This window comes from Streptomyces sp. NPDC089915, from assembly GCF_040684675.1.
GTDB lineage: Bacteria > Actinomycetota > Actinomycetes > Streptomycetales > Streptomycetaceae > Streptomyces.
Genome location: NZ_JBFBGN010000006.1, coordinates 1 through 25,482, shown reverse-complemented (window position 1 = coordinate 25,482; position 25,482 = coordinate 1). Strand labels below are relative to the sequence as shown.

Here is a 25,482-nt window from a genome sequence, read left to right as displayed (position 1 = left end):
CCGGCCTCAGCGCGGCCGGGCGGTCTTCCGCATCCTCATCCCGCCGGCGATGAGCGCCAACCCCACGGCGACCACGCCGAGGTAGGCGTTGGAGGGAAGGTCGGCGACCTTGTGCAGCCAGCCCCACTCCGTTCCGAAGAACCTCTGCGAGGCGAAGCCGACGACCCCCTGGGCCCCGATGACGTAGCCGATGCTTTCGAGCGTGTATCCGATGGTTGTTCGCACGGGTCCAGCCTCTCGCGGCGGTGACATGAGTGCGTCCTCCGCAAGACCGAAAGCACGGGGGTCCCGGTAGGCCGAAGGATGCAGTGCGCGCGTCATCCCTCCGTGCCGGCGGCGGAGCAGACCTGTTTCACCTGCTCGTCGAGCATCGCCTGAACGATCGTCAGGGCGTAGGGCTCGCGGATCGAGTAGATGTGGCGACGCCGGTGACGCCTGGCCTGGACGAGGCCGGCCAGGCGGAGTTGGGTGAGGTGCTGGCTGACGGTGGGCAGCGCGCGGCCGACGCGGTCCTGGAGCTGGGAGACGTCGCGCTCTCCCTCGGCGAGCGCCCAGATCAGGTGCAGGCGGACCGGGGAGGACAGGACCGCGAACATCTCGCCCGCACGCGAGAACACCTCCGGCTGCGGATCGGCAGGGCGGTTCACGTGGTTCATGGCAGTGCGGTTCCTCCCCCGAGAACGTACTACAGAGCTGTAGAACCTATCAGCGGGACCGCGCCCCTACGTCGGACGGGGGCGGTGCGGTGAGGGCCACGCGGTCGGCCCGGTGGTGCTCCATGTCGAGCACGGCCAGGTCCCATCCGGCGACGGTGACGGTGTCGCCGGCGGCCGGGACGCGCTCCAGGCGGTCGGCGATCAGACCCGCGAGGGTCTCGAAGGGGCCTTCGGGCGCCACCAGTCCGAGCTCCTCCAGCCGGTCCAAGTGGAGCGATCCGCTGGCCTCGTAGGCTCTGCGGCCGTTCTCCTCGGGGGCTTCGATGAGGTCGGGGACCTCGACGGGACCGATTCCGAGGTGGACCGTGCGGGTGAACTCATCGACTGTACAAGCAAGTTGATGGCCTTCGGGGCGTCTGAGGCGCCCGCCGAGGGTGAGGGTGCGTGCGAGGAGCGTGGCACGGCCGGGTCCGGGAAGTTCGCCCATTGCGGGTCTGCCGCTCCGTTCCTTCTCGGCGGACCGCGTGGGCCCGGGTTGTCTGGGGGAGCCCCCTATGCTTCTACAAGCATGTAGATTTTTCCAGTGCCGATCTTCGCCCGGGCGGCCACTCGCCGGGGCGCCCGGCTCTCCGAACCATGACTGAAGGAGTGGACCCCCACGATGGTGTTCAAGCGACTGCTCGGCTCGATGGGTGTCGGCGGCCCGGCCGTGGACACGGTCCTCGACCCCGCCGGCGCGACACCCGGCGGCAGCCTGTCCGGTGAGGTCCGTCTGACCGGCGGCCGCGCGGACTTCGACATCGAGCACATCAGGCTCGAACTCGTCGCCCGTGTCGAGGCGGAGACCGAACACGGCGAGCACGACGGCAGCGTCGTCTTCGAACGCTTCACCGTCGGCGGCGGCTTCCGCCTCCACGAGGGCGAGCACCGCACCGTGCCCTTCACGGTCACACTGCCGTGGGAGACCCCGATCACCGAGCTGCACGGGCAGCCGCTCGGCGTCGTCCTCGGGGTGCGGACCGAGTTGGGCGTGGCGGGCGCCAAGGACAAGGGGGACCTCGACGCCCTGACGGTCCGTCCGCTGCCCGTCCAGGAAGCGGTCCTGGAGGCGCTGGGCCGGCTCGGCTTCGGCTTCAAGTCCGCCGACCTCGAGTACGGGCGCATCACCGGCACCGGCCAACAGCTCCCCTTCTACCAGGAGATCGAGCTCACCCCCGCCCCTCGGTACGCCGCCCAGGCGAACGAGATCGAGGTCACCTTCCTCGCGAACCCCGCGGGGATGGAGGTCGTCGTCGAGGCGGACAAGCGCGGCGGCCTCTTCTCCGGCGGCCACGACGCAATCGCCCGCCACACCGTCGACCACGGGCAGGCCGCGGGCACGGACTGGAACACCGAGGTCGACTCCTGGATCCAGAGCCTGCTCTCCGCCCGCACCGGGCACACCCAAAAGGACGGCCCGGGTTACGACGACGGCCGCCGCTCCGGCCCCGGCATGGGCACCGCCCTCGCCGCCGGTGCCGCCGGCCTCGCGGTCGGCGTCGTCGGGGGCCTGGTCGCAGCCGAAGTCGTCGACGAGGTGGGGGACTTCTTCGAAGGAGACGATGAGGAGGACGACGAGGAGTCGTAGTCCCCCCGCACCCCGCCGGTTCTTCGGCTAGGAGCCGAGCGCGGAGTGCAGGATGACGAACAGCGTCACCGCCGAGTTGGCCGATGACAGGGCCGACACCGCCACCCCGGCGGCGGCCGTCCACATGGCGAGGCCCAGCGTCGTGAACACCGACAGCCCGTTCCTGGAGACGGGGGCCGGGCCCAGCAGGGCCGCCACCCGGCGCGGCACCGGCCCGGCGGCGAAATGGGCCAGCGAGGTGAAGGGCGCGCCCCGGGAGACCAGGGCGGACTTGCCCACCGCGAGCGCGACGGTGCGCCGGCTGCCGGTCCGGGCCGCCGCCTCCTCGTCCGCCCACCGCTCCGCGGTGAACGCCACCGCCGTCCGCAGCGGCCGCAGGAAGGGGTTCGCCCGCGCCGCGAGCCGCACCGTCAGCAGGAACCGGTCGTGCCGGCCGGACAGATGGGCCCGCTCGTGGGCGAACAGCGCCCGCCGCTCACCCGGCGCGAGTCCGGACAGCATGCCGGTGCTGACCACGACCTGGCCGCCGCCCCGCCGGCCGGGCAGCGCGTACGCGTAGGGAACCGGATCCGGCAGCACCGCCACCGACCTGCCGGCCAGCCCCGCCACGGCGCGCGCGGCCCGCCGGCGCACCCGGTAGTGCCGCCACCCCGCCCCCAGGCAGGAGACCAGGACGGCCAGCAGCGCCGGGATCGCCAGCCGCCCGGCGACCTCGTCGTAGGGGACCGCCTCGCGGACCTCTGGATCCGACCAGCCGTCCGGCAGGGGATTGCCCGGCAGTTGCGCGGTCCCGACGACCATCAGCAGAGCCAGGCACAACGTGCTGCACACCGCCAGAAGGCCGGCCGTCCAGGTCAGCAGCCAGGTGGCCGTCCGCGGATGCAGCCGGTGTTCGGCCAGCCGGGCGATCGGCCAGGCGGTCAACGGCAGCACCAGCGGCAGGAAGACGAAGACCCCCATGCCGTCAGCCTTCGCCCTGCTCCGACGCCTGCGCCAGCAGATCCCGCAGCAACTGCTCGTCCCCGGGCGTCAGCGCCGTCACGAAACTCGCCAGCACCGCCTCCCGGTCCGCCTCCGCGTCCAGCACCTTGCGCATTCGCAGTGCCGCCAGCCCGGCCTCGTCGGCGACGGCCGTCCACTCGAACGAACGGCCCACCCGCTCCCGTTCCACGGCACCCTTGGCGTGCAGCCGCGTCAGGATCGTCATCACGGTCGTGTACGCGATCCCCCCGCCGATGTGCTCCTGCACCCAGCCGGCCGTGACCGGGCCCGGCGCCCGCCCCACGGCGGCCAGCACCTGGGACTCCAGCTCGCCCTGGCCGCGACGGCGGGACGCCTGCCCGGCACCGTCGTCTGCGTCGTCTCTCACCGTCGTCAGCCTCCCGTCCGCAACGGGCTCATCGTACTGATCACAAGGACCTTCTACAGTCCTGTAGATTCGCGGAAGCCGGAAGGACGGCCCGCATCCTCGAAAGCGGGACGGTCCGACGACTCCGCCCGACACGCAGCAAAGGAAACGACCGCCATGGGCATCCTCGCCTGGATCATCCTCGGCCTCATCGCCGGAGCCCTCGCCAAGCTCATCCTCCCCGGCCGCGACCCGGGCGGCTGCATCGGCACCACCGTCATCGGCATCGCCGGCGCCTTCCTCGGAGGCTGGCTCTCCGCCAAGTTCCTCGACCGGCCCATCGACAAGCACTTCTTCGACCTCCCCACCTGGGGCTCGGCCATCGCCGGCTCATTGGTCCTGCTGATCGCCTACCGCATACTCTTCGGCAACTCCCGCGACTGACCACACCCCCCGGCGCCCCCGGCCCGGCCCGAACGGCGGCGCGTAGGGGGTCGCCCCAGCCCCGCCCGGGAGCGCGGCCGGGCCGCACAGTCCGTCACGCCGGCGGACACGGCCCCGGCGCGCACCTTCTAGGAGCCCGGCCCGACGAGGCCGTCGAGGTCCGCCCCGGCTCACGCGCCTCCGCCGAGAGGGAGGCACCCCGTGACCGTGCCCGCCAACCCTGCGCCGCCTGGACCGCCTCCCTCGACGTCGAGCTGAGCCCGCGGGTGCCGGACCGGTAGGGCGCGTCCGAGGAGGGGAATCAGGCTCCCCGCGCAGCCGAGCCGGGCCCGGTGTTCACGGAGTGCGTACGAAGGCCCCGGCGCGGGCCGCCGCCGCGGCTGCCGCGGCCGCCCGTCCGGCCGCGGCCTCGTCCAGCGGGGCGTCGGTGGTCAGCAGTCGGTAGTACAACGGGGCGGAGACGGCGCGCACCACCTCGGCGGGGTCGGTGCCCTCGGGCAACTCGCCCCGTGCGACGGCCTCCTGGACGCAGGGCGCCCATTCCGCGACCCGGACCTCGTAGAAGCGGTGCAGGGCCTCGGCCGTGCGGGCGTCGCCCGCGGCGGCCGCGATGACGGCTTTGAACAGGGGGCCCTGGCGCGGGTCGGACAGGGTGCGCCGGACCAGCCGGGCGTTGGCCAGCAGGTCCTCCTCCAGCGAGCCGGTCTCGGTGCGGGGGAGTGACTGCTCGGCCATATCCGTCAGCAGGTCGGCGACCAGGCCGGCCACCGTGCCCCAGCGCCGGTAGACGGTGGTCTTGCCCACCTCGGCCCGCCGGGCCACCTCGGCGAGGTCCAGGCCGTGGAAGCCCTCTTCGGCCAGCATGTCCCCGGCCGCCTCCAGCACCGCGGCCCGCACCCGGGCCGTCCGGCCCCCGGGGCGGACGGTCCCCGGTTCGACGGTCCCGCCCCCCGCGGCCCCCGCACCTTCGGCGTCCCGCGAGCCGTCCGCGGGCATGGGGGCATCACTCGACAACGTCATAACGGGTCCCTGGTTCCATTAGCGGCGATCGGCTGTTACGTTGGGATCACCTTAACGGGTCTACGTTCCCGTTACTGTCGTCTGGGGAGTCCGTCATGGAATACAGGCAGCTCGGTGCATCCGGCCTCAAGGTCCCCGCCCTCGGCTTCGGCGCCGGAACCTTCGGCGGCCGGGGCCCCGTCTTCGGCGCCTGGGGCAGCACCGACGCCCAGGAGGCGCGCCGCCTCGTCGACATCTGCCTCGACGCCGGCATCACCCTCTTCGACACCGCCGACGTGTACTCGGCGGGCGCCTCCGAGGAAGTCCTCGGCCAGGCCGTCAAGGGCCGCCGCGACCAGGTGCTCATCTCCACCAAGGCGGGCCTGCCGACCGGCGACGGCCCCGGCGCCTACGGCACCTCCCGCTCCCGCCTCATCGCCGCGGTCGAGGACGCCCTGCGCCGCCTCGGAACCGACCACATCGACCTCTTCCAGCTCCACGGCTTCGACGCCGCCACCCCCGTCGAGGAGGTGCTCGCCACCCTCGACCAGCTCGTCCGCTCCGGCAAGGTCCGCTACACCGGTGTCTCCAACTTCGCCGGATGGCAGCTGATGAAGTCCCTCTCGGCAGCCGACCGGCACGGCTTCCCCCGCTACGCGGCCCACCAGGTCTACTACTCCCTCGTCGGCCGCGACTACGAATGGGAGCTCATGCCTCTCGGCCACGACCAGGGCGTCGGCGCGATCGTGTGGAGCCCCCTGGGCTGGGGCCGCCTCACCGGCAAGCTCCGCCGCGGCCGCCCGCTGCCCGCCGCGAGCCGGCTGCACGCCACCGCCGACTACGGCCCGCCCGTGGAGGACGCCCACCTCTACGACGTGATCGACGCCCTCGACGAGGTCGCCCGGGAGACGGACCGGACCATCCCCCAGGTGGCCATCAACTGGCTGCTGCGCCGCCCGACCGTCTCCACCGTCCTGATCGGCGCCCGCGACGAGCGGCAGCTGCGGCAGAACACGGGCGCCGTCGGCTGGCAGCTGACCGCCGAACAGGCCGCCCGCCTCGACGCCGCCAGCCACCGACCCGCGCCGTACCCGTACTTCCCGTACGAGCGCCAGGAGGGCTTCGCCCTCCTCAACCCCCCGATGAACAGCACAAAGGCAGGGAGAAGCACTCTCCCTGCCACTTCCAACCTATAGCGCACAGGGGGGCTTGCCGCAAGGCCCCCGTTCCGGCGCAGAATCGTCGGCCGGAGCCACGCATCGCGAAGGATGGAGACCACACGTGCGAACGCCGTCGCCGTCGACGTACCCGGCCGTCCCGGAGGGATCCCGGTGAGCGAGCGGTACGTGTTGGACCTCCAGGACCTCGACGCCGCGCAGGTCGCCCTCGTCGGCGGGAAGGCCGCGCACCTGGGCGGCCTGTCGCGGATCGAGGGCGTCCGCGTCCCGGAGGGCTTCTGCGTGACGACGGACGCCTTCCGGCGGATCCTGCGGGAGACACCGGCCGTCGAGGACGGGATCGACCGGCTGGAACGTGTGGACCCGGACGACGGGGAGGCCGTCCGCACGCTCGGCGAGGAGGTGCGCCGGGCCATCGCCGGGGTCCCCGTCCCGGACGCCCTCGCGGCGCGGATCACCGAAGAGCTCGACCGGTTCGGCGAGCAGGCCGGCTGGGCCGTCCGCTCCAGCGCGACGGCGGAGGACATGCCGTCCGCCTCCTTCGCCGGCCAGCACGACACGTACCTGAACGTCGTCGGGGCGGCGGCCGTCATGCGGCACGTCAGCCGGTGCTGGGCCTCGCTGTTCACCGAGCGGGCCGTGGCGTACCGCCGGAGCCACGGCATCGACCACCGTACGGTCCACATGGCCGTGGTCGTCCAGCGGATGGTCTTCCCGCAGGCGGCCGGTGTGCTGTTCACCGCCGACCCCGTCACGGGTGATCGGAAGACCGCCGTCGTGGAGGCGGGCTTCGGCCTCGGCGAGGCCCTGGTGTCGGGCCTGGTGAACCCGGACGTCTTCACGGTGCGGCACGGCGCGGTCGTCGCCAGGACGATCGCCGCCGAGGAGCCCGCCGTCCGCGACCCGGCCGCCGGCGGTGCGCGGGAGACGGCGGCCGACGCGCGGCGGCGGGAGCGGCCGACGCTGACGGACGCGCAGGCCGTGCGGCTGGTCCGGATCGGGCGGCGGATCGAAGAGCGTTTCGGACGCCCGCAGGACATCGAGTGGTGCCTGGCCGACGACGGCTTCCACATCGTTCAGAGCCGGCCGATCACGACGCTCTTCCCGGTCCCGGTCCCGGTCCCCGTCACCGCCGACGCGCCCGTCCTCGCGCCCGGGAGCGGCCCTGAGACGGGTGCGCACGGGAACCGCGTCTACGTCTCCGTCGGCCACCAGCAGATGATGACCGACCCCATGAAGGCCCTGGGGCTCTCCGTGTGGCAGCTGACGGCCATGGCGCCGATGCACGAGGCCGGCGGCCGGCTGTTCGTCGACGTCACCGGGCGCCTGGCCTCGCCCGCGACCCGCGCAGGCCTCCTGGACGTCGTCGGGCGCGGCGATCCGCTGGTCAGGGACGCTCTGGAGACCGTCCTCGACCGCGAGGGCTTCCTCCCGCCGCCGCCCGAGCCTCCCGGCGCGGCACCCGGCGGGCCGGCGCCCGGCCGGGCGCCCGCCCCGCTGGACGCCGATCCGGCGGTCGTCGCCGAGCTGATCGAGCGCAGCCGGCAGTCCCTCGCCACCCTGGAGCGGGAGATCCGGACGAAGACCGGACCGGAGCTGTTCGACTTCCTGCTGGAGGCCTTCCGGGAGCACAAGCGCTTCCTCCGCGATCCGCAGAGCCTTCGGGCCGTCATGGCGGGGATGGAGGCCACCTGGTGGCTCAACGACAACCTGCGGGCGTGGCTGGGCGAGAAGAACGCGGCCGACACCCTGACGCTGTCCGCCCCCGGCAACGTCACGTCCGAGATGGGACTGGCGCTGCTCGACGTCGCGGACGTGATCCGCCCGTGGCCGGAGGTGGTGGCGTTCCTGCGGGGCGTCGAGGACGACGGCTTCCTCGACGGGCTGGCGGAGCTCGCGGGCGGACCCGAGGCGCGCGACGCCATCGAGGCCTACCTCGGCCGGTACGGCATGCGCTGCGCCGGCGAGATCGACATCACCCGCCCCCGCTGGCGTGAGCGCCCCGCCGCGCTCGTGCCCCTGATCCTCGACCATGTCGGCAACTTCGAGCCGGGCGCCGCCGCACGGCGCTTCGAGCAGGGGCTGCGGAAGGCGCGGGAGAAGGAGCGGGAGGTGCTGTCACGCCTGCGGGCACTGCCGGACGGGGACCGGAAGGCCGATGAGACCCGGCGGATGATCGACCGCGTCAGAGCCTTCATCGGGTACCGGGAGTACCCCAAGTACGCCATCGTCAGCCGCTCCTACGTCTACAAGCAGGCCCTGCTGGAGGAGGCCGGGCGGCTCGTGCGGGCGGGCGTGCTCGCCCAGCGGGAGGACGCCTTCCACCTCACCTTCCAGGAGCTGCACGAGGCCGTACGCACGCGACGGGTGGACGAGCGGCTCATCCGGCGGCGCGAAGAGGAGTTCCGGTCGTACCGGGCGCTCACGCCGCCCCGTGTCCTCACCTCGGACGGTGAAGCACTCAACGGTTCGTACCGGCGCGACGACGTTCCGCCGGGTGCCCTCGCCGGCCTGCCCGTCTCAGCCGGGACCGTCGAGGGCCGGGCCCGCGTCATCCTCGACATGGCCGACGCCGACCTCGAGGCCGGCGACATCCTGGTCACGGTCTTCACGGACCCCAGCTGGTCCCCGCTGTTCGTAGGCATCACGGGCCTGGTGACGGAGGTGGGCGGGCTCATGACCCACGGCGCGGTGATCGCCCGGGAGTACGGCCTCCCGGCCGTCGTGGGAGTAGCCGCGGCCACCCGGCTGATCCGGGACGGCCAGCGGATCCGCGTCCACGGAACGGACGGCTACATCGAACTCCTGGACTGACGGCCGCGACGGGGGAGCGGCACGGCAACCGCGAGTTCCGGGCTCCGGCACTCGCGGCTGCTGCGGATTCGGTTGCTTCGCTTGTCCGGGCGGTCTACTCGGCTGTCGGTTTGCCGGCCAAGGCCTTGGTGACGGTCTGCGCTGTCAGCCCTGTGGCGCGCATCAGGTCGGACTTCGGTACGCCGCACCGGTGAGCCGCCCGCATGGAGGCGTTGCGCAGTGCGACATCCGGCCGGAAGCGGTGGCGGGCCAGCTTGCCCTGCACGACCGCGGTGAAGCGGAGCAGTAGGCGGCCTCGCCAAGTGATCAAGGCGTTGCGTGGTGAGAGTGTCGCGGATGTTGCCAAGGCGTGCCTTTCGCTCGATTGATCCTCACTCGACGGTGACGGGAACGCGGGCCGCTGGGCAGAGCGCGAACAGGTCACTTCGGCACGAAGCCCGGGGACACTACCGGGAAAGGAGAGGCCTCAAGGGGCGCCCGCACCGTTCAGTGCCCCACAAGCCGCGTCCGGAATTTGAGTGGCACTGACCTTGAGGAGGGTTCCCCCCGTGACCTTCCGGCTGGGGAATCGTTCCTTCTGGTGTCGCACCGCATGTCTACCGCTCCCCCGCGGTACCGCGACGGCGGGCCCGGGAAGCCGTCCCCCGACTTCCCGGGCCCCATCTGGCCGCCAGGGGTGGTTTTGCGCCGTGTGGGGATATTTCGCCGGTTTGGGGTGAGGCGACCTGGTTTCCAGGGGGAGTGAAGTGGCGTTTCGGCGCTGAAGGTGCTGGGCCGTACGGGTGAGCGCGTCGTTTCTTCGCTGTCGGCCCCCGACGCCGTCCGACTACAACTTCGTTCCATGATCAAGCACTTCGTGCGGCGCGGTCTCCCCGTGCTCGCCCTCGCGATCCTGCCCGTACTCGCCTCCGTCCCGGCCGCCGACGCCTCGTCCGCGCCGGCCGCGGCCTCAGCCGCCCGCAGCGACGCCCACTTCTACGGAGGCTCCACCCTCAACAAGAACCAGGCATGGACCTCCGGCAACGGCCGGACCGTCCTGCGCGTCCAGAGCGACGGCAACTTCGTCCTCTACAAGGACGGCCGTGCGGCCTGGCAGGCGCCGGGCGTCTGGCCCAAGGCCAACCGGGCCGTCTTCCAGGAGGACGGCAACTTCGTCGTCTACGACGCCAACGGCGGCGCCGTCTGGGCCGCCGGCACCTGGCACAAGGGCTCCTACCTGTCCGTCCAGGACGACGGCAACGCCGTCGTCTACAACAGCGCCAACCAGCCCGTCTGGGCCACCAACACCGGCGACTGACCACCCCCCCCCGCACGGCATGACGAAGGGCCCCGCCAGACCTCGTACGGTCCGGCGGGGCCCTTCGGGCGAGCTCCGCGTCAGCGGGCGGGCAGGGTGAGCGAGACCTTGCCCGTGTGGCGGCCGTCGAGCAGGTGGCGGACGGCGGCCGCGGTGTCGGCGAGCGTGAACACCCGGTCGACGACGGGCCTGAGAGCGCCCGCGTCGATGAGCGCGGTGAGGTCGCGCAGCCCGTCGGCGTGCTCGGACGCGATGAAGGTGCCGAGGTGCTGCGTGGTGAAGGGGGACAGCGCCTGGGCGCGGAGCTGGCGGTCGGTGCCGCCGAGCCAGGCGCCGTCGCCCTCGCCGCCGGTGATGACCAGCCTGCCGCGCGGGGTGAGGGCGCGCCGCAGGTTCCGCAGGCGGGAGTTGCCCGCGATGTCGATGACGGCGTCGTAGCCTCGGGGGCCGGCGAGGCAGTCCTCGCGCGTGTGGTCGATCACGCGGTCCGCGCCCAGGGCGCGTACGGCGTCGAGCTTGGCGGTGCTCGCGACGGCCGTGACCCGGGCGCCGAGGGCGTGGGCGAGCTGCACGGCGAAGGTGCCCACGCCGCCGGAGGCCCCGGTGACGAGGACGCTCTGCCCTTCCCGCACCCTGCCGTGGTCGCGGACCGCCTGGAGCGCGGTGAGCGCGCTGACGGGTACGGCCGCCGCCTCCTCGAAGGTGAGTCCGGCGGGCTTGGGGGCGATCCTGTCGGGGCGGGTGGCCGCGAACTCGGCGAAGGCCGCCACCGCCGTGCCGTAGACCTGGTCGCCGGGCGCGAAGCCGGTCACCTCGGAGCCGACCGACTCGACGACACCGGCGAAGCTGCGCCCGGGGTTGGGGAGCTTCGGCCCGCGCAGCCCGCTCACCGGGCGCACCGCGTACGGCCGTCCGGCCATCAGGTGCCAGGTGCCCCGGTCCACGCTGGAGGCGCACACCCGCACCAGGACCTCACGCGGCCCGATCCGCGGCCGGGCGAGCCGCGCCGTACGCAGTACGGCCTCCGGTTCGGTGCCGTAACGGTCCTGCACGACCGCCGTCATCGTCCGCGTCCCGGCTTCACCCGCGGCAATCGCCGCAGGCCGACTCGTGTTCCGCATGGCCCCTGTCCCGTCACCTGGCGATACTTACGCTGTAAGTGCTCCACTTACGCCGTAAGTACAGCACTTACGGCGTAAGCTCGTCAACGCCGCGCACCGACGACAGGGAGTGACCGTCCGCCATGGCCCCGCGTACCACCCGTCAGCAGTCCCGCGAGCCGCTCACCCGGCAGCGGGTCCTGCACGCCGCCGTCGGGCTCGCCGACGCGGGCGGCCTGGCGACGCTCAGCATGCGCAAGCTCGGCGAGGCCATCGGGGTCGAGGCGATGTCCCTGTATAACCACGTGGCCAACAAGGACGACCTCCTCGACGGCATGGTCGACCTGGTCTTCGGGGAGATCGAACTGCCCGTGCCCGGGGACGAGTGGCGGCAGGCGATGCGGCGGCGGGCGATCGGCATGCGCCTCGCGCTGGCGCGCCACCCCTGGGCGATCGGGCTGATGGAGTCGCGCTCCACCCCGGGCCCGGCCACCCTGCGCCACCACGACGCCGTCCTCGGGTGCCTGCGCGAGGGAGGGTTCTCCCTGGCCCTGACCGCTCACGCCGTCTCGGTCCTCGACAGCTACATCTACGGCTTCGCCCTACAGGAGAAGTCACTGCCCTTCGGGTCGCCGGAGGAGACGGCCGGCCTGGCGGAATCCATCATGGGCGGCTTCGGCGACGACGAGTACCCGTACCTGACGGAGATCGCCACCGCCCACGTCATGCGCCCGGGCTATTCCTTCGGCGACGAGTTCGAGTACGGCCTGGACCTCGTCCTCGACGGCCTCGGCCGGGCCGCGGCATCCACATCGGGTTGACGCCCGCCCCCTCGGCCAACTCACCTGCCGGTGGAGGGATTTCCGGAGTGCGGGCGGAGACTCGACGTGTGTGCCGCGCAGGCTCCCGAACCCCCCGTCGCGCACGACCGGGGGCAGGCCCGTCGGCGGAGCCGAGCGGGCCTGCCCCCAGTCCTGGTCCTGGCCCAGGCGGACCGGGTCGGGGCCGTCAGCGGGCGTGGTGGCGGAACCGGTGCTGGCGGGGGACGTCGGTCAGCCTCCGCGTACCCGCGCGGCGGTGGGCGCCGTGACTTCGCCGGCCCGGGAAGGGGTTGCGCCGTGCCGGGGCGCTGGGGGCCAGGGCCAGCAGCGCGACGAGGGTGAGGACTGCGACGAGGATGAGCACGGTGAGGAGGGTCATGTTCCTTCCTTTCGTCGGACTCTGACTACCTATCGTTACTAGTTGTTACCAAATCGCATAGAGCTAAACACGCAGGGTGAAATTCAGCCGCCGAGGCGCCCTGTGCCGGCCGGTCTCGTGCCACCGGCTCCACAGCCCGCCGGGGTCCGCCCTCGAACTCGGGCGCGGCCACGGCGACATGAATCCCCCGACCCGGTCGGAGCGCGGGAGCGCCTGGCGCAAGGACTGTGACGGGAGAGGGTGTTAGCGTGCGGGGATGCGTGATCTTCCAGCGATGTTCAGCCGGTTCGACGACGCCGCACCGGCCCCCGCCAGACTCGGGGAGCTCATCCCGCCGGTGGCCGAGGCGATCGCCCGCTGGGCCGGGGACGTCCCGGCCGAGGAGTTCCTCTACGTGGACACCGATCCGGCCATCGCGGACACGGCCGCGTTCGTCGCCCACTACGGGCAGGAGCTGCTGAGGGCGTCGGCGAACTGCGTGGTGGTCGCGGCGAAGCGGGGTGGCGAGAGCACTCTCGCCGCCTGCCTGGTCCCCTCGTACGGCCGGGCCGACGTGAACGGGGCCGTGCGCCGCCGGCTGGGCGCGCGGAAGGTGTCGTTCGCGCCGATGGAGACGGCGGTGGAGGCGACGGGGATGGAGTACGGGGGGATCACCCCGTTCGGTCTGCCCCCGGCCTGGCCGCTGTTGGTGGACGCGGCGCTGACCCGGATGCCGTACGTCCTCATCGGCAGCGGCCGCCGCCGCGGCAAGCTCATCGTGCCGGGCGCGGCGTTCGCTCAGCTGCCGTCCGCCGAAGTCCTCCAGGACCTCACCCCGGACACCCCCTGACCCGAAGCCTCGAACCGGGGGCGCCCGCAGGTCACGAACGGCCGGAACGTACCCTGCGGGTGGCGCGCCGGCCCATGCCTGCGCGTCGGACCAGTCCGTGAACCGCGGTGGGCGGCTCCCGCGCTCTGAGGCATCGGCTGCCTCAGGAACGACCAGGAGGTAGACCAGTGATCACTCTGACCGCGGCGGGCGGGGTGGCCCTGGTCGAGCTGGGCATGGCCCTGACCCCGGGACCGAACATGATCCACCTGGCCTCCCGCGCGATCACCCAAGGCCGCAGGGCGGGCCTGGTCAGCCTCAGCGGGACCGCCGTCGGGTTCCTGTGCTACCTCGTGGCCGCGGCCGCCGGCCTGTCCGCCCTGTTCGCCGCCGTGCCGCTGGCGTTCACCGTGGTCAAGCTCGCCGGCGCCGCCTACCTGGCCTACCTCGCCTGGGAGATGCTCAAGCCCGGCGGCCGCTCGCCCTTCACCCCGCGCCACGACCTGCCCCCGGTCTCCGACGCCCGCCTGTTCTCGATGGGGCTGCTGACCAACCTGCTCAACCCCAAGATCGCGCTGATGTACGCCGCACTGCTGCCCCAGTTCCTGGACCCGCAGGCGGGCCCGCCGTGGGCGCAACTGCTCCAGCTCGGCGGCGTGCAGATCGTCGTGGGCATCGCCGTGAACGCGATCATCATGCTGGGCGCGGCACGGGTCTCGGGGTTCCTGGCCACCCGCCCCCGCGTCATGGCCGCCCAGCGCCTCACGGCAGGCGGCCTCCTCGGCGCCTTCGCCGTACGCACCGCCCTGTCCCAGGGCCCCGCCACCCCCTGACCCCGACCGTCGAACCCCGCCCCCTCCCGGCCGCCTCCGGTTCCGGCGAGGGGGCGGTGGCCGTCGCGGCGAGCGGTGAGCAGAGCGGAACGGCAGGTTTCGCCTGCAAAAGACGTGTCATGCATACTCTCCTGGGAGCGGTACGGCGGTCGGGATCGACCGCACTGAGCAGGGGACAGCAGGGGACATTCCAGACATGGACACCGGTACGCCGGCCACCGGCGCATTCGGGGCGCTTCTGCACGCTCTGCGGACGAGGGCCGGGCTGACCCAGGAGGAGCTGGCACACGCCGCGGGGGTGAGCGTGCGGGCCCTGTCGTACATGGAGCGCGGACAATCCCGGGGGCCGCAGCGCCGGACCGTGCGGGCGCTGGCCGTGGCCCTGGGCCTGGACGCCGCCGGCGCCCGGGAACTGGAGCACACCGCCAGCCTGGGCCGTTCTCGCCCCGCCCGCACGCACGACACCGTCCCGCCGCCCGCCGCCGTACCGGACGCCGTCGCGCCCGATCTGCTGCCGCGCGCGCCGCGCGCCTTCCACGGGCGGGCCGCGGAACTCGCCGCCCTGTCCCGGGCCGCCGCGGACGAAGCGCCCGTCTGCCTGATCATCGGGCCCGCCGGCGTCGGCAAGACGGCCCTCGTACTGCACTGGGCCCACCAGAACCGTGCCGGATTCCCCGACGGGTGCCTCTACGCCGACCTGCGCGGATTCGGCGACACGGGCGAGCCCGCCCTCATCGAGGTGCTGCGCGAGTTCCTGCTGGCCCTCGGAGTGCCCGACGGCCGGATCCCGCAGTCCGCGAACGGCGCGGCCGCGCTGTTCCGGTCCCACGCCGCCGACCGCCGGCTCCTCGTGGTCCTCGACAACGCCCGCGACTCCGAGCAGGTCAGGCCCCTGCTGCCGGGCGGTCGCCGCTGCGTCACCGTCGTCACCAGCAGGCACCGGCTGCCGGGGCTGATCGTCACGGACACCGCCCGGCCGGTCGCCGTGGACGTGCTCGCGCCCGAGGACGCGACGATGCTCCTCGCCGGAGTCCTCGGCACGGAACGCGTGCACGCGGAACCGGTGGCCGCCCGACGGCTGGCCGAACTGTGCGGCGGGCTGCCCCTCGCGCTGCGGGTGGCCGCCGCCCGGCTGGCGGGCCGGCCCGGCCGGTCGCTGGGCGAGATGGCCGCCGAACTGTCCGACGAGACGCGCCGGCTGGCCCTGCTGGACGTCGAGGACACCGGCGTACGGGCGGCGCTGCGCCTGACGCTGCAACAGCTTCCGCGCCACGTCGCCGACCAGTTCGCGTATCTCGGCCGCCACCCCGCCACACACGTCGACCGGTACGCGGCCGCGGCCCTCGCGGGCACGGACCCGGCGGCCGCCGAGGAGTGTCTGGAACGGCTGGCCGTCGCACACCTCGTCACGGAGACGGCGCCCGGCCGGTGGGCGATGCACGACCTCGTGCGGCTCTACGCGAGGAGCCTGGACGCCGGGCCCCACGCACTGGAGCGCGTGCTCGACCACTACATCGTCACGGCCCTCGCGGCCGTGGCGGCGGCCGAGCCCGGCAACGAGGAGTGCTTCCCGCTGCCGGCGGACCACCTGCCGCCCGCCGCCGTGAGGGAGTTCGGCGACCGGTCCGCCGCCGTGGCCTGGTACGCGGCCGAGCGGGACGACCTCACCCTGGCGGTGGCCGCGTCGCGGGCCGCCGGACTGCACGGCCGGACCTGGCGGATCGTCCTGACGCTGTGGCCGCTGATCGTGTGGCGCATCCGGGACGGCTGGGTCCCGCTCCTGGAGACCGGGCTGGAGGCGGCCCGGGCCGACGCCGACCGGCACGGCGAGGCACGGGTGCTGAACGTGCTCGGCTGGGTGCTGATCGAGGAGGGGCGCATCGAGGAGGCGCTGACCCACCTGGGGGCCGCCACGGCGCTCGCCTTCCGGGCGGGTGACGCGGTGGCCGAGGCGAACGCCCTGATCGTCCTGGGCGTAGCGCAGGCGGCGCTGGGCCGGCTGGACGAGGCCGCCGAGGGCTGTGAGCGGGCGGTGGAACTGGCCCGCGAGGCCGGCGACCGGACCATCGAGCGACTGGCCATGCAGCACCTCGCCCGCCATTGGGCCGACGCCGGCACCTGGCGCCGGGCCCTCGACACGGCGACCGAGGCCCTGGCCTTCGACGACCGCCGGGGGACCGCCGACGTCCCCCGGGTCCTGCTGCTCATGGCGAGGGGAGAGGCGCTCCTGGGGCTCGGGGACGAGGCCGAGGGCATCGCCCAGCTCGAACTGGCGGCCAAGGAGGCCGAGTCGTCGGGCTACGAGGACGGGGCGGTGCGGGCGCTCGGCGTGCTGCTGCGGGTAGCGCCGGACGCGGGACTCCGGGCCCGCTACGACGCGGCGGTCGCGCGGCTCACGACCCGGGCGTGAGCCGGCCCCACCGGCCCTCATGGGACCGGGGGCGGCTCGAAGACCGGGCGGCGTAAGACTTTCGTCACCGGGCCGGAGCTGGTGCCGGCCGCCGCGTACGCGTTGACTGGCGGTCGACGGATGGCCGACGGACGGTCGACGGATCGGCGAGGAAGGGCAGTTCAGTGACGGAGAAGAAGCGGCGGCGACGGCTGTGGACCGGGCTGTCGGTCGCGGCGGCGCTGGTGTCGGGCCTCGGCGTGTACTGGTTCCAGCCGTGGAAGCTGTGGCAGGACGCGACCCTCCACGAGGCCCTCCCCACGGCGTCCGGGATCCCCGCCGAACCCGGGCCCGCGTCCTCGGCGGTGCCCCCGGGAGCGTCGGCCGTTCCGCAGACCCTGGCCCGGGGCACGCTGATCAGCCACGAGCACACCACGACGGGCACCGTGCGGCTGATCCGGCTCTCCGACGGCTCCCGCACCCTGCGGCTGGAGGGCCTCGACACCAGCAACGGCCCGGACCTGCGCGTCTGGCTCAGCGACGCCCCGGTGAAGGAGGGGGTGGCGGGCTGGTCCGTCTTCGACGACGGCAAGCACGTCAGCCTGGGCGCCCTCAAGGGCAACAAGGGCGACCAGAACTACGAGATCCCCGCCGGGGTGAACCTGGCCGACTACCGCAGCGTCACCATCTGGTGCGACCGCTTCGACGTCTCCTTCGGCGCGGCCGCCCTCACCACCGCCTGATCCACCACCCGGCCCGACCGCGGCCGGCCCGGCCCGGGGCCGCGCCGTCTCCGGCGCCGCCACCCGTAAGGTCGTCCCATGAGCACGGCCGACGAACACCGCATCGCCCTCGACCTCCTCGACGGCCATCTGGAGGAGCTGTGGCGGGCGGCCGGCGAACTCCGGCGGGGAAACCGGGCCGTCGTCCCCGGGCCCCCGCGCGAGCCGGCCGAAGCCGCCGGGGACGGGGCGGCCTCGGAGCTCCTGCGGTGGGGGTACCGGCGGCTGCACACCGTCCCGCGCGCCCCGGCCGACGCGTTCGCCCGAGGCGTCGGCGACACGCTCAGGGAGCTGCGGCGCCGCCGCAGCCGCTGGAACGAGGCCGCCCTGCGCCTGTTGGAGGACCCGTACGTCTTCCTCGCCACGGGCCCGCGCCGGTACGAGGACTGGGCCGAGGACGTACTCGCCCTGATGCGCCGGCAGGTCCCGGACCCGCGCGGCTGGCTGCGCATCGACCACGACCGCATAGACCACGACCGCATAGACCGCGACGGCACCGACGACGCCCGCCGCACCGTGCCGGCGTACCCCTTCGAGCCCCCGCCCGCCGCCGGGTTCCCGGACCGCCTGTACGAGCTGGAGCCGGCCGGTGCCGTCACCGCGCTCGCCGTCATGGCGGAGGAGTGGGACGGCGGCCGGCCCGTGCGGGACCGGTCGGAGCGCGACGCCCTGCTGGCCGAGGCGCGGATCCTGCTGGAGCGGTACGGCCCGGACGCCCGTTTCTGGACGAACGCCCGGGACGCGGCATCGCAGCCCGCGCGGGACTTCGTCCGGGCCGGTCTCAAGGGCACGGGGGCCCACCGGTTCCTCACCGACGCCTACGTCAACGGCCTCGACCTGGTGGAGGAGCTGGGCCTCATCGCCGTGTCCGGCGACGAGGTCGGGGTCTTCTGGTCCATCGGCGCGTCCTGACACCGGTGCGCCCGTACGCCCGAACGGGGGCGTTCGCGCATGCGGGGCCCGATCGAGGGCACACGGCAGGGCAGGGGTAATGCCGAGGAGGAGGGAACCGAGGAGACGATGACGGCCGATCCTGATTCCGAAGCGCCCGCCGCCGCGGGAACCGTCACCAGCGCCGTCCCGGCCCGCCTGGACCGCCTTCCGTGGTCCCGTTGGCACTGGATGGTGGTGATCGGCCTCGGCACCGTCTGGATCCTCGACGGACTGGAGGTGACCGTCGTCGGCAACGTCGCCGGCCGTCTCGCCGAGGAGGGCAGCGGCCTCGACATCACCGCCGCCCAGGTCACGGGCGTGGCCGCCGCCCTCTACGTGGCGGGTGCCTGCTCCGGCGCCCTCTTCTTCGGGTGGCTGACGGACCGCTACGGCCGCAAGAGGCTCTTCATGGTCACCCTGGCGGTCTACCTGGGCGCGACCGCGATGACGGCCCTCTCCTTCGAGTCCTGGTGGTTCTTTCTCTTCAGGTTCCTCACCGGCTTCGGGATCGGCGGGGAGTACGCGGCCATCAACTCGGCGATCGACGAACTGATCCCCTCCCTGTACCGCGGCCGGGTGGACCTCGTCATCAACGGCACCTACTGGCTCGGCGCCATCGGCGGAGCGCTGCTGTCCATCGTCATGCTCGACACCGCGCTCTTCCCGCAGAACCTCGGCTGGCGGCTCAGTTTCGCCCTCGGAGTCGTCCTCGGCCTGGTCATCCTCCTCGTCCGCCGGCACGTCCCGGAGAGTCCGCGATGGCAGCTCATCCACGGAGAGGAGGAGCGGGCCGAGGCGCTGGTGTCCGCCGTCGAGAAGGGGATCGAAGGGGAGAGGGGCGAGCGGCTCCCGCCGCCCGCCGGGGAGATCACCATCCACCGGCGCCGGAGCATCGGCTTCGGACTGATCGCCAGGACGGTGTTCGCGCGCTACCCGCGCCGCGCGTTCCTCAGCCTGTCGCTCTTCATCGGCCAGGCGTTCCTGTACAACGCCGTCACCTTCGGCTTCGGCGTCATCCTCACCACGTTCTTCGGCGTACCGACGGGCCGCACCGGCTACTACTTCGCCGTCATCGCGGCCGGCAACCTCCTCGGCCCGCTGCTGCTCGGCAAGCTGTTCGACACCGTCGGCCGCCGCATCATGATCTCCTCCACCTACCTGCTCTCCGGCCTGCTCCTGTTCGGGACGGCATGGCTCTTCGACCGGGGCTCGCTGACGGCGGCGAGTCTGACGGCCTGCTGGTGCGTGGTCCTGTTCTTCGCATCCGCGGGCGCCTCCAGCGCGTACCTGACCGTCTCCGAGGTCTTCCCCATGGAGACCCGCGCCATGGCCATCGCGTTCTTCTACGCCCTCGGCACGGCCGCCGGCGGTATCAGCGGCCCGCTGGTCTTCGCCGACCTCACCGGGTCGGGCGCGGTCGGCGACACCGCGCTCGCCTTCCGGATCGGCGCCGCGCTGATGTGCGCCGCCGGCCTGGTGGCGGCGTTCCTGGCCGTCAAGGCGGAGCGCCGCTCGCTGGAGGACATCGCCGAGCCGCTGTCGGCGGCACGGCCCGAACGCCCGTAGGCCCGCAGACGCCCGCGGATCCGTACCGTCAGGAGATCAGGAGGCGAAGGACCGCTCCAGCCGGGGGATCAGGTCCTGGAGGTCCCTCTCCCAGCACCAGGCGTTGTGGCCTCCGTTGCAGTTGGCGCCCCAGGCGGCGCCGTCGCCGTAGTCGACGTAGTGGTAGGACATGCCCAGCGCGTCCATCCGCTCCTTGACGTGCTTGGAGGCGCCTTCGACCCAGAACTCCAGGTCGGTGACGTCGCCGCGCCCGTTGCCCACGTAGACGGACACCCCGACTCCGCCGTCCTTGAGCCGGTCCATGTGCTGGGACGGGTCGACCTCGTTCCACCGCCAGTCGACGTTGAACACGGGGTAGGGCGAGCCGAACAGGGCGTCACTGTCCACACCCGGCTTGTAGGGGTCGGCGGCGGGGTCGCAGAACCCGGAAGCGGAGGCGCACACGGCGCCCTGCGCGTCGATGACCGTGGCGACGGCGGCCATCCGCAGGTCCATGGAGTCGGCCGACAGGTCGATGTCACCCGACAGGGACGCGGTCTGGCTGAACAGGTCCGGGCGGACCTGGGCGTAGTGGAAGGCGCCGAACCCGCCCATGGAGACGCCCGCCACCGCCCTGGCCTTCTTGGTGGCGATGGTCCGCAGGTTCGCGTCGATGAACGGGATGACCTGCTTGAGGTGGAAGTTCTCCCAGTTCTGGGCGCCGATCGCCGTGTTCTGGTTGAGCCAGTTGGCGTACCAGCCCCGGGCGCCGCCGTCCGGGATGACCGTGATCATCTGATCCGATACGGACAGCGCCGGATAGTTCTGCTGCACCGGGTCGTCGGGCGAGCCGTGCAGGAAGTAGAGCACGGGGTAACGCCGTGCCGGGTCGCTGTAGTAGCCGCGCGGCAGGATGATCTTCACGTGGTGCCTGCCCGAGACCTCGGGCGTGGTCACGGTGATGGAGAAGTCGGTCGGACCGCCCTGCGCCGCGCCGACCTGGGTCAGGCCGAAGCCGTCCTTCATCGGCGGCGGCGCGGTGCCCCCGTCGGCGGCCCCGGCCACACCCGCGGGTGCGGCGAGTCCCACGACGGCGACCATCACCGCCAGCACCGCCCGCCACCGGCTCAACCTCTTCGTCACGGCATCCTCCCTCGTGAACCTTGTCGTCGTGAGGAACGCAACCTACGGGCGGGCGATGAAACGCCGATGAAGGCGGCCGCTCAGCTCAGGAAAGGACCTTGACCTCCAGGACGGGGGAGGCCGCGATCTGCTCCTCGGTGTACCGCTCGGTCACCCACTGGCCGGCCGAGAACAGCTTGGTCTGATCTGCGTAGTGCGGCGAGTTCGGGTCGGCCGACTGGGAGTAGGCAAGCAACGAATAGGCCTCGGGCGGTCCTTCGGCGGTGAACCGCACCTGCTGGATGAAGCTGGACCCGAAGGCGATGTCCACCTTGCCGTCGATCATGGCCGGGGTGACCACGTTCAGTACGCCCAGTTCGTGGATCGAGCCGTGGACCGGGATCTTCTCCCCGCCCCGGGTGACGTTCTGGACGGCGGACAGCGGCGCGTCCAGTGCGATGCCCGCGTTGCGCAGCGACAGGACCGCGCGGGCGAGCGAGTCGCGGACGGCCGAGTTCCCGGAGTCCAGGGAATTGGGGGTGTGGACCGGGTCCTTGGCGTCGAAAGCGATCCGCCACGGCAGTTTCTCGATCGCCTGGCCGTTCTGCAGGAAGGCCCAGAAGTTCTCGAACAGCCAGGAACCCCGGCTGTCCGACGTGTACTTGTGGCTCTTCCACGCGGCCAGGACCGGGCACGCCCCGCTGATGTCGACCAGATTGCCGTCCACCACGACGAGCCCGAACAGGGTGTCCCGGCAGGCCTTCACCGTGGCGTCCAGCGCCAGGTCCGCCGCCCTGCTGTTGTCGGCGAAGAGCAACTGCCGCATGTTGGAGGAGGTGAAGCCGCGGCCCGGCAGGCCGTCGGTGCCGTCGATCCGGTTCTGCGCGGTCAGGAGGAGCTCCTGGGTGCGCAGCGACCGGGGGGCGGCCGTGTCGCCCATCACCCGGGGGAAGGCCAGCGGCTGCTCGGGGTTGGCCAGCCAGGCGCTGTCGTTGGCGTTGCCCGCGTAGTCCGAGCGGATCAGGCGCGGCTGCTTGTGCGGGTCCAGCAGCCCGGGCGCGACCGCGTTCGGGTCGTCGGGCCAGTCGCACGCGCTGCGCTTGCCGTCGAAGATGGAGACGGGCGGTACGTTCGGCAGCCTCAGCGACTGGTTGAACAGCAGCCGGCCGGTCGCGGTGAGGCACGAGTCGGCGTGCTCGTCGGTGATGTTCGGCGTGGCCTGGATGTCCGCGTACAGGGCGTCGCCCTTGCGGTCGGAGGCGATGGTGTTGAAGAAGGGCACGCCCTGCGTGGTCTCCAGGGTGTTCACCACGTCGCGGACGTCGGTGGCCTGGTCGAGGCGGAACCAGGTGTTGAGCGCGCGCAGGTTGTCCATGTTCACGTCGCGCACCGCGTGCGCGCTGACCACCCAGGGCAGCGGGATTCCCTGGACCGACGTGGTGATCGGGCCGTAGCGGGTGGCCCACAGGGTCCGGGTGACCTTGCCGGTGGAGCCGTCCTTGTTGAGCACGTCCACGGTGACCTGCTGCGAGGTCATCTTCTGCCAGGTGCCGTCCACCAGGTAGTTGGTGGGGTTGAGCGGATCCACCTGTACGTCGAAGAGCCCGAACGGGGACACGGTGGCGACCGTGTGGCTCCAGGCGACGTCGTCGTTGTGGCCGATGTTGACCGCGGGGAATCCGAGCAGGCTGGCCCCGGTGACGTTGATCTTCCCCGGGATCGTCAGCTGGCTCTGCCACATCCGGTTCTTGCCCTGCCACGGGAAGTGCGGGTTGGCCAGCATCATGCTGGTGCCCCCGGACACGCCCTGCGAGCCGACCGCCAGCGCGTTGCTGCCCATGCTGCTTTGCCGGCTCGCGGCCATGGCCTCGCGGATCCTCTCCGCGGTCTGCTCGGGTGAGGCCGCGGGCGCGGCGGCGGAGACCGACGCCCCCGGCGGGGCGGCGTTCACCTCGCCGTCCAGCAGCGCGTCGGCGGTGCCCATGATGATCTCGGCGTGCGCGTGCCGGTAGACGTCCATCTCGGTGATCGGCCGCACCCAGGCCGCCCCCCGGCAGGCCGGGTCGGTGATGTTGCCGGCACCCGTCTCGGCCAGGTACCGGTTGTAGCCCCGGACGTAGCCGCGGATGGCCTCCTTGACCTCCGGCTCGGGCCCGTTGGGGGCGGGCTGGTCGACCAGTCGCTCCACCACCCGGTCGTCGTTGATCCGCTGGAAGTAGATGTCGCTGTTGAGGTTGGTGGTGGTGTCCTGGTGCTCGCCCGGGCTCGCCTTGCCATCGGGCCCCAGATACCGGGAGAGCCGGGCGTCGACCATCAGATAGGTCCGGGCCAGGGTGCAGATGTTGTCCTTGGCCGCCGCGTATCCGTAGCCCGTTCCCAGCCCCTCCCAGTCCGAGGCGATGATGTGCGGGATGCCGTATTCCGTGTAACGGATCGTCGGGGCGGCCGGCCCCGGCGCGGCCGCCGGCGGCGGTCCTGCGGCCGACACCGTGCTGATCACCGCCACGGCGGCCGTCGCCGCCGTCGACAGCCTCGCTCTGAATCCCCACCGCGCCATCGAGTCGTCCTTCCCCTCGGGTTCCGTCGCGTCCGAACCCGGTCACGCTAAGGAGGAGGGATGAAATCCCGATGACGCGTCGCCGCGGCCGGGCGGTCCGGCGGCGGGCAGCCGGTGGCGCGAAATCGCGTCCCACCGCCACCACCCCTCCCCGGAGGGGGACGCCGCAACCGTCCGGGCCCCCGCCCGGGAGGAGGGGAAGTTCCGTGTTCTGCTGACCGCGTGGCGCTGGTGCGGGATGGTCGTGGCAGGGCCTGCCGTGGTGGCGGGCCGTCACGCTGGAGGGGGTTGTCATGGCGGACGATCGGGAGACGTGGACGACGGACGAGTTCGGTACCTCTCACGAGGGCTGGGTCGGTGTGCTGCTGGCCGACGGAACGGTGCCGGCCCCGGCGTTCTTCGACACGGGTTCGGGCCCGGACGTGCACCAGACGTCCCACTGGTCCGTCTACGACGGCCGCTTCTCTCACGTCCCGCGGGCGGCCGCGCTGCGCGGGGTGTGCTCGTGCGGGTGGACCGGCCCGGACCACGTCCTGGACTGGTCGCTGATCGGCGAGCAGGACCTGGAGGACGCCGCCGACGAACAGGCTGACGCCTGCTGCCAGGACTGGGACGACCACACCTCCGCCGTCGAGGCGACCACGATCCCGCTACCCGAGACGATCACCCACCTGCTGACCCAGTTGGAGGCCGAGATCGGCAAACTCGGCGACACCTCGCCCCTCGCCGCGGTACGCGCCGTCCGCTGGCTGGAGATCACCGCGAGCGGGGCGGGGTACTGGGCCGCCCGCTCGGCCCAACAGGACACCACCCCGGCGCGGGCCGCCGCCGCACTCGGCCTGAGCGAGGCCGCGACCCGCCGCGAACTGGCCCGCCTGGGACGCTGGAACCCCTATCACGCCTGATCTGTCACGCCTGATCTGTCACGCCTGAACGCCTTGGGCTGTCCCTGCGTCCGGCTCGATGGTGCTCAGCGCCTCCCGTACGGCCCGGAGCAGTTCCTCGTCCGCCGGAATGCCGCCGTAGCGGCGGGGCGAGGAGGCGACCTCGTGCAGTACGGGCAGGGCCGCCGCAGCCGGGCCGCCGATCGCGCCCAGAACCCGTACGGTCCGCAGCACCAGCGGGGTCGTCGAGTGCCGGGCCAGCGGCGCCAGCTCCGGCAGCAGGGCCTGCACGGCCGGCCCCGCGTCGCCGGTGATCCGCCACCAGGCCTCGGCGGCGCCGACCCGGCTCCACTGTCCGGGGCACGTCAGCAACGGCCGTACCGCATCGGCATGGAAGGAGGCCAGCGGGCCCAGATCGGCCAGATAGCGCAGCACCGGTTGCCCGAGGCCGGCCCGGACTGCCGCCCCGCACACCCGCAGGGCGGGTTCCGGATCCGCCGTGACGCGCCAGTACGCCCAGGTGGCGGTCTGCGCACCGCCGTGCCACGGATGGCGGCCGGGCCCGGGATCGGCGGTGGCGAGGGCGGCGAGAGGGCCGGCCGCCCGCCCGGTCGCGGCGGCCGGGCCGATCGCGCCCAACGCCTCCGCCGCCGCACGGGCGAAGGGGGTGTGCAGCAGCCCGACCAGCTCGGGCACCGCCGGTGCGGCCACCGGACCCCACTCGGCGAGGGTGCGCAGGATCCTGGGGGCCGCGTGGCCCTGCCGGTCGTCGCCGGCGAGCCGTCGGCGCAGGACCGGCAGCAGCTGCGGGGCCCAGCGCGCGGGCAGCGGGGCGACGTCGAGCCAGGGGCTGGAGAGGCGGGCGGTGTACCGGCCGGCGGCCCTGTCGTCGCCCATGCCGACCAGGGCCCGCAACACCAGGTCGGCGTCGGTCGTGTGGCCGAGCGGTCCGGGGGCGCCGCCGCC

General features: G+C 72.9%; 24 protein-coding genes and 1 pseudogene. 13 read left to right on the top strand and 12 right to left on the bottom strand.

Annotated elements, in window-relative coordinates; translation table 11 throughout:
• Positions 1 to 6 precede the first annotated feature (6 nt).
• The 3 genes from AB0O29_RS03410 to AB0O29_RS03400 all read right to left on the bottom strand — a co-directional run bounded on the left by AB0O29_RS03410 (position 7) and on the right by AB0O29_RS03400 (position 1,143).
• Positions 7 to 225, bottom strand: a complete 219-nt coding sequence (locus tag AB0O29_RS03410; protein WP_365145331.1) for a hypothetical protein — start codon at positions 223 to 225, stop codon at positions 7 to 9.
• 92 nt (positions 226 to 317) lie between these two features.
• On the bottom strand, positions 318 to 656 hold the full coding sequence (locus AB0O29_RS03405; RefSeq protein ID WP_365145328.1) for a metalloregulator ArsR/SmtB family transcription factor: 339 nt from the start codon (positions 654 to 656) through the stop codon (positions 318 to 320).
• Between the two features lie 49 nt (positions 657 to 705).
• Positions 706 to 1,143: a transporter associated domain-containing protein gene (locus AB0O29_RS03400; RefSeq protein ID WP_365145325.1), complete on the bottom strand. Its 438-nt coding sequence runs from the start codon at positions 1,141 to 1,143 to the stop codon at positions 706 to 708.
• Positions 1,144 to 1,317: 174 nt separating this feature from the next.
• Between AB0O29_RS03400 and AB0O29_RS03395 the strand changes: the two genes are divergently transcribed.
• Positions 1,318 to 2,283, top strand: a complete 966-nt coding sequence (locus AB0O29_RS03395; RefSeq protein ID WP_365145322.1) for a sporulation protein — start codon at positions 1,318 to 1,320, stop codon at positions 2,281 to 2,283.
• A gap of 27 nt (positions 2,284 to 2,310) precedes the next feature.
• Here the strand turns inward: AB0O29_RS03395 and AB0O29_RS03390 are convergent, their stop codons facing one another.
• The gene (locus AB0O29_RS03390; protein ID WP_365145319.1) at positions 2,311 to 3,243 is read right to left on the bottom strand and encodes a M56 family metallopeptidase; all 933 of its coding nucleotides are present in this window, start codon (positions 3,241 to 3,243) and stop codon (positions 2,311 to 2,313) included.
• 4 nt (positions 3,244 to 3,247) lie between these two features.
• Entirely contained in the window at positions 3,248 to 3,652 is a 405-nt protein-coding gene (locus AB0O29_RS03385) for a BlaI/MecI/CopY family transcriptional regulator (RefSeq protein WP_365145316.1), read from the bottom strand.
• 156 nt (positions 3,653 to 3,808) lie between these two features.
• Here AB0O29_RS03385 and AB0O29_RS03380 point away from each other — a divergent pair, with 156 nt between their 5' ends.
• Positions 3,809 to 4,075 (top strand): GlsB/YeaQ/YmgE family stress response membrane protein, encoded by a 267-nt coding sequence (locus tag AB0O29_RS03380; protein ID WP_365145313.1) that lies wholly within the window; start codon positions 3,809 to 3,811, stop codon positions 4,073 to 4,075.
• A 336-nt stretch (positions 4,076 to 4,411) separates the two neighbouring features.
• On the opposite strand, the gene AB0O29_RS03375 is transcribed toward AB0O29_RS03380, so the two are convergent.
• Positions 4,412 to 5,071, bottom strand: coding sequence for a TetR/AcrR family transcriptional regulator (locus AB0O29_RS03375; protein WP_365145310.1), 660 nt, complete (start codon positions 5,069 to 5,071; stop codon positions 4,412 to 4,414).
• A gap of 119 nt (positions 5,072 to 5,190) precedes the next feature.
• Between AB0O29_RS03375 and AB0O29_RS03370 the strand changes: the two genes are divergently transcribed.
• The gene (locus AB0O29_RS03370; protein WP_365145307.1) at positions 5,191 to 6,270 is read left to right on the top strand and encodes an aldo/keto reductase; all 1,080 of its coding nucleotides are present in this window, start codon (positions 5,191 to 5,193) and stop codon (positions 6,268 to 6,270) included.
• Between the two features lie 135 nt (positions 6,271 to 6,405).
• Positions 6,406 to 9,066, top strand: a complete 2,661-nt coding sequence (rph, locus tag AB0O29_RS03365) for a rifamycin-inactivating phosphotransferase (RefSeq protein ID WP_365145545.1) — start codon at positions 6,406 to 6,408, stop codon at positions 9,064 to 9,066.
• Between the two features lie 94 nt (positions 9,067 to 9,160).
• Here rph and AB0O29_RS03360 read toward each other — a convergent pair whose 3' ends face one another.
• Positions 9,161 to 9,331, bottom strand: coding sequence for a hypothetical protein (locus AB0O29_RS03360; RefSeq protein WP_365145304.1), 171 nt, complete (start codon positions 9,329 to 9,331; stop codon positions 9,161 to 9,163).
• A gap of 576 nt (positions 9,332 to 9,907) precedes the next feature.
• Between AB0O29_RS03360 and AB0O29_RS03355 the strand changes: the two genes are divergently transcribed.
• A complete protein-coding gene (locus tag AB0O29_RS03355) occupies positions 9,908 to 10,363 on the top strand; it encodes a hypothetical protein (protein ID WP_365145301.1) in 456 nt (151 codons plus the stop codon).
• Positions 10,364 to 10,443: 80 nt separating this feature from the next.
• Here AB0O29_RS03355 and AB0O29_RS03350 read toward each other — a convergent pair whose 3' ends face one another.
• On the bottom strand, positions 10,444 to 11,427 hold the full coding sequence (locus AB0O29_RS03350; protein ID WP_365145299.1) for an NAD(P)-dependent alcohol dehydrogenase: 984 nt from the start codon (positions 11,425 to 11,427) through the stop codon (positions 10,444 to 10,446).
• Between the two features lie 179 nt (positions 11,428 to 11,606).
• On the opposite strand from AB0O29_RS03350, the gene AB0O29_RS03345 reads away from it, so the two are divergent.
• Positions 11,607 to 12,284, top strand: a complete 678-nt coding sequence (locus tag AB0O29_RS03345; RefSeq protein WP_365145297.1) for a TetR/AcrR family transcriptional regulator C-terminal domain-containing protein — start codon at positions 11,607 to 11,609, stop codon at positions 12,282 to 12,284.
• A gap of 187 nt (positions 12,285 to 12,471) precedes the next feature.
• On the opposite strand, the gene AB0O29_RS03340 is transcribed toward AB0O29_RS03345, so the two are convergent.
• Positions 12,472 to 12,663: a hypothetical protein gene (locus tag AB0O29_RS03340; protein WP_365145294.1), complete on the bottom strand. Its 192-nt coding sequence runs from the start codon at positions 12,661 to 12,663 to the stop codon at positions 12,472 to 12,474.
• Positions 12,664 to 12,919: 256 nt separating this feature from the next.
• On the opposite strand from AB0O29_RS03340, the gene AB0O29_RS03335 reads away from it, so the two are divergent.
• The 6 genes from AB0O29_RS03335 to AB0O29_RS03310 all read left to right on the top strand — a co-directional run bounded on the left by AB0O29_RS03335 (position 12,920) and on the right by AB0O29_RS03310 (position 19,974).
• Positions 12,920 to 13,492, top strand: coding sequence for a YbaK/EbsC family protein (locus AB0O29_RS03335; protein ID WP_365145291.1), 573 nt, complete (start codon positions 12,920 to 12,922; stop codon positions 13,490 to 13,492).
• A gap of 167 nt (positions 13,493 to 13,659) precedes the next feature.
• Positions 13,660 to 14,304, top strand: a complete 645-nt coding sequence (locus tag AB0O29_RS03330; protein WP_365145288.1) for a LysE family translocator — start codon at positions 13,660 to 13,662, stop codon at positions 14,302 to 14,304.
• Between the two features lie 196 nt (positions 14,305 to 14,500).
• Positions 14,501 to 16,714, top strand: coding sequence for a helix-turn-helix domain-containing protein (locus tag AB0O29_RS03325; protein ID WP_365145285.1), 2,214 nt, complete (start codon positions 14,501 to 14,503; stop codon positions 16,712 to 16,714).
• 164 nt (positions 16,715 to 16,878) lie between these two features.
• The gene (locus AB0O29_RS03320; protein ID WP_365145282.1) at positions 16,879 to 17,436 is read left to right on the top strand and encodes a DM13 domain-containing protein; all 558 of its coding nucleotides are present in this window, start codon (positions 16,879 to 16,881) and stop codon (positions 17,434 to 17,436) included.
• Positions 17,437 to 17,514: 78 nt separating this feature from the next.
• On the top strand, positions 17,515 to 18,387 hold the full coding sequence (locus AB0O29_RS03315) for a hypothetical protein (RefSeq protein ID WP_365145279.1): 873 nt from the start codon (positions 17,515 to 17,517) through the stop codon (positions 18,385 to 18,387).
• 108 nt (positions 18,388 to 18,495) lie between these two features.
• A complete protein-coding gene (locus AB0O29_RS03310) occupies positions 18,496 to 19,974 on the top strand; it encodes an MFS transporter (RefSeq protein WP_365145276.1) in 1,479 nt (492 codons plus the stop codon).
• Between the two features lie 36 nt (positions 19,975 to 20,010).
• Here AB0O29_RS03310 and AB0O29_RS03305 read toward each other — a convergent pair whose 3' ends face one another.
• Positions 20,011 to 21,054, bottom strand: coding sequence for an alpha/beta hydrolase-fold protein (locus AB0O29_RS03305; RefSeq protein ID WP_365145542.1), 1,044 nt, complete (start codon positions 21,052 to 21,054; stop codon positions 20,011 to 20,013).
• A gap of 127 nt (positions 21,055 to 21,181) precedes the next feature.
• Positions 21,182 to 23,632: a penicillin acylase family protein gene (locus AB0O29_RS03300; protein WP_365145273.1), complete on the bottom strand. Its 2,451-nt coding sequence runs from the start codon at positions 23,630 to 23,632 to the stop codon at positions 21,182 to 21,184.
• A gap of 293 nt (positions 23,633 to 23,925) precedes the next feature.
• On the opposite strand from AB0O29_RS03300, the gene AB0O29_RS03295 reads away from it, so the two are divergent.
• Complete coding sequence (locus tag AB0O29_RS03295; protein WP_365145270.1) at positions 23,926 to 24,537, top strand: hypothetical protein; 612 nt, start codon at positions 23,926 to 23,928, stop codon at positions 24,535 to 24,537.
• 18 nt (positions 24,538 to 24,555) lie between these two features.
• Here the strand turns inward: AB0O29_RS03295 and AB0O29_RS03290 are convergent.
• A pseudogene (locus AB0O29_RS03290) lies at positions 24,556 to 25,482 on the bottom strand (hypothetical protein); the annotation flags it as partial.